Origin of the sequence: Mycobacterium sp. (assembly GCF_040398885.1) — a bacterium.
In the GTDB taxonomy this organism is placed as follows: Bacteria; Actinomycetota; Actinomycetes; order Mycobacteriales; family Mycobacteriaceae; genus Mycobacterium.
Genome location: NZ_JBBATF010000216.1, coordinates 1 through 3911 on the forward strand (window position 1 = coordinate 1; position 3911 = coordinate 3911).

General features: G+C 68.8%; 3 protein-coding genes. All 3 read right to left on the reverse strand.

The features are described 5' to 3' along the window. Nucleotides 1–1361: ABC transporter substrate-binding protein (locus ADBZ5U_RS14885; protein WP_526811479.1), on the reverse strand; the 1361-nt coding region annotated here is incomplete at its 3' end. Beyond that, complete coding sequence (secF, locus tag ADBZ5U_RS14890) at nucleotides 1362–2525, reverse strand: protein translocase subunit SecF (RefSeq protein ID WP_526811482.1); 1164 nt, start codon at nucleotides 2523–2525, stop codon at nucleotides 1362–1364. Between the two features lie 25 nt (nucleotides 2526–2550). Next, a partial coding sequence (secD, locus tag ADBZ5U_RS14895) for a protein translocase subunit SecD (protein WP_526811481.1) occupies nucleotides 2551–3911 on the reverse strand: 1361 nt, incomplete at its 5' end.

Here is a 3911-nt window from a genome sequence, read left to right on the forward strand (position 1 = left end):
GGGGATCCGGTGGAGCCGCTGCCCGCCGCGCCGCCGGTGCCGGCCAGCAGTGCGTCGATCTGCCCGTCCAGCAGGGCCTGCGGTCCGATGCCCGTCGCGGTCACGTCGACGACGGTGATCCCGGCCGGCGCGCACGCCTGGGTGATCGCGGCGACGGCCGCGGCCAGTCTCGGGTTGGGCGCCTGGTACCCCAGCCGCACGGTCAGCGGCTGACCTGCCAGTGCCGCCAGTGCGGCCTCCGGATTGGCCACGTTGTACTGGTCGGCCAGCGGGCCGGTCTCCAGCACGGTGTAGGCGTCCTCCCGGACCGGGTTGAGCCGGGCCTGGGCGATCGGCATCGCCGCGTTCGCGGCGATCAGATCCCGCGGCGTGCACGACGCCACCGCCCGCCGGGCCTCCGGCGCGGACAGCGGGCCCTGTGGGGCGAAGATGAGCTGTTCGATTCCGCCGGAGAGGATTTCGGCGCGCTGGTATTCATCCGGTGTGGTCAGCGTCCCCGACGACCCGGTGGCGATGTCGACCACGTGGAAGGTTCCGTTGTTGATCCGGTCCTGCACATCCACCCCGCGCGGCCACACCGTGATCCGCTCGGTCAGCGGCTTGGCGCCCCACCACTGATCGTTGGCGACCAGCACCACCGCACCGCCGTCGAGGACGGAGTCGATCTTGTACGGGCCCGACGACGGGAACATCTTGAGTGCCTCGGCGTCCATCCCGGGCTTGAGGTCCCAGACGGTGTTCCAGGCTTCGGCGATCCGGCCGGCCGCCACCGGGTCCCCGCTCTGCAGTGCGCCGGTCACGTCGAGGCCGAGTTTGTCGCTGAGCACATGGGAGGGCATCAGCGATGTGGCGGTGAACAACTGGGCGGAGTCCGAGATCCCCCGCAACGGCAGGAAGTTGACCCGCGCCTTCTTCTGGCCGGGTTGGCACTCCACGCCGGCGATGTCGAGGTAGCCGGCCCTGCTGGCGGCCCGGAACCCCGGGAGGCGACCGGACTGGGCCGCCCAGGCCAGCACCATGTCGTCACAGGTGACCGGCTTGCCGTCGGAGTACACCGCCTTGTCGGAGATCTGATAGTCGATCACCAACGGTTCGCGGCCGACCACCGAGGTCGTTCCGAAGTCGGTGTCGGCCAGCGCCTGGCCGTCCGGACCGTGGAAGCTGAAACCGGTCAGCGTCCGGGCGAACGCCTGCGGACCGCCCGAGGCCGCCCCGCTGACCGTGTTGGTGTTGTAACTGGTCAACTCGCCGTCGATGGCATAGTTGATCTCTTCCGCGGCCGTCTCCGAGCAGCCGCTCAGCCCAAGCGGAGCCAGTACCACCAACGCGGCGGCCGTAGCCGCCCGGCGACCGAAAACCACCTAACGTTCCCGCTTGCCGGACGGCCGTTTCGGCCGCGCCGGCCCGTCAAGGCCGGCCCCGACCTCCGCCGGTTCGGCGGCCTCCTCGGGCACGCCCGCCGCCGCTTCGCTCGCGGCCGCACCGGCGCGACGCCTGTTGAGCACCCGGCGGGTGTGGTTGCGGACCAATGCCGTGCGCTCACGCAGGGAGACCAGCAGCGGGGTGGCGAAGAAGATCGACGAGTAGGTGCCGGCCAGGATGCCGATCATCAGCACCAGGGACAGGTCCTTCAGCGTGCCGACGCCGAGCAGCCACACCGCCACCACCATCAACGCCAGCACCGGCATCAGCGAGATGAGGCTGGTGTTGATCGACCTCATGAAGGTCTGGTTGACGGCGAGGTTGGCCTGCTCGGCGAAGGTGCGCCGGGTGGTGTGCTGGAAGTCCTTGGTGTTCTCCTCGACCTTGTCGAACACGATGACGGTGTCGTAGAGCGAGTAGCCGAGGATGGTCAACAGACCGATCACGGTGGCCGGGGTGACCTCGAAGCCGATCAGCGAGTAGATGCCCGCGGTGATGATCATGTCGAGCATCAGCGAACTCAGCGCCGCCAGCGCCATGTAGCGCTCGTAGCGGAGCGCGATGTAGATACCGACGAGGACCAGGAACACCCCGAGTGCGATCAGCGCCTTCTTGGTGATCTGGCCGCCCCAGGTCTCCGACACCGCCGAGTCGCTGATGGCCTGCTTGCTGGGCTTGCCGTCGGTGCCCTTGGGCTGGAACTTCTCGTAGATGGCTTCGCGCAGCTTGTTCGTCTCGTCGTTGGTCAGCGTCTTCGAGCGGATCTGCACACTTGCCGCGGCGCCGTTGCCGACGACCACAACCGACTCGGGGGCCACGCCGACGACGTCGCTGAACACCTGCTCGACCTGGGTGACGGAGGCGTCGCCACGGGGGAAGCCGATCTTGGTGCCGCCCTGGAAGTCGATGCCGAAAGTGAAGCCCCGCAGCACGATACTGGCGGCCGCGACGGCCACCATCACAGCGGTGATGGCGAAGAGCCGTTTGCGCTTGCCCATCACGTCGAAGCCGCCGGTGCCGGTGTAGAGGCGGTTGAAGAAGCCGTGATGCGGCGGTTGCGCCTCGGCCGTCGAAGGCACGTCGGTCACCTCCGTCGTGTCGATTCCCCTGGTCTTCCTGGCCACCGGACTACTCCCCTCCGGCCGCGGCCGCCGCGGCGGCGCGCCGTTCGCGTGCGACCTGCTGAATGGCGCCCAACCCGTTGACGGACGGCTTGGCCAGCGTGGGCGAATTGGAGGCCAGGTACATCAGCGGCCACGTCACCAGGAACACCACCACCACGTCGAGGATCGTGGTCAGGCCAAGCGTGAAGGCGAAGCCCTTGACCTGTCCGACCGCCAGGAAATAAAGCACCGCCGCGGCCAGGAAGCTGACCGCGGAGCCGGACAGGATGGTCTTGCGGGCCCGCGCCCAGGCTCGTGGAACCGCCGAACGGAATGAACGGCCTTCTCTGATCTCGTCTTTCATCCGCTCGAAGAACACCACGAACGAGTCGGCGGTGGTACCGATGCCGATGATCAGACCGGCGATGCCCGCCAGGTCGAGGGTGTAGTTGATGTAGCGGCCAAGCAGGATCAGGATCCCGTACACCATGGCGCCCGAGGCCACCAGCGACAGCATGGTGAGGAATCCGAGCACCCGGTAGTAGGCCAGCGAGTACAGCAGCACCATGCCCACGCCGATGGCTCCGGCGATCAGGCCGGCCCGCAGCGAGGTCAATCCCAATGTGGCCGAGACGGTTTCGGCCTCGGAGGACTCGAAGGACAGCGGCAGTGAGCCGTACTTGAGAACATTGGCCAGGGCCTTGGAGGAGTCCGCGGTGAACGGCGGGTCTCCCCCGGAGATCTGAGTGCGACCGCCGGGGATGGCCTCGCGGATCTGCGGGGCGCTGACCACCTGCGAGTCCAGGGTGAACGCGGTCTGGGTGCCGATGTTGGCGGCGGTGAAATCGCCCCAGGTCTTGGCGGCCTCGTCCTTGAACTCCAGATCGACGACGTAGGCGCCGCCCTGCTGGTCGAACCCGGAGTTGGCGGTCTTTATCTGGTCGCCGCTGATGATCGACTTGTCCAGGATGTAGACGTACTTCTCGTCCTGCGAGCAGGTCACCAGCGGAAGGTTCGGGTCGTCGTTGCCGGCCAGGACGTCCTCCTGGCCGCAGCGTCCGGCCATGTACTGCACCGACAGCAGCAGCAGGTTCTGGTTGGAACTCTGCCGCAGGTCCTTCTCGAACTTGATCCGCGCCGACAGGTCCTTTCGCGGGTCCGGCGGCCCGGGCGGGGCCGGCGCCCCGGGCGCTCCCGGCGGCGGAGTGGGCTGACCCGGGGCCGGCGGGGGCGGTGAGGGGGTCGGCTCCAGCGGATAGGGACGTGGCTGCGGGGCCGGCGAAGCGGGAGGGGGCGGGGTCTCTCCCGCGGGCGGTGGCGGCGGGGTCTCCCCTGGCGGGGCTGACGGCGGCGCGCCCGGACCACCCGGCGGCGGGGCGCCCGGCG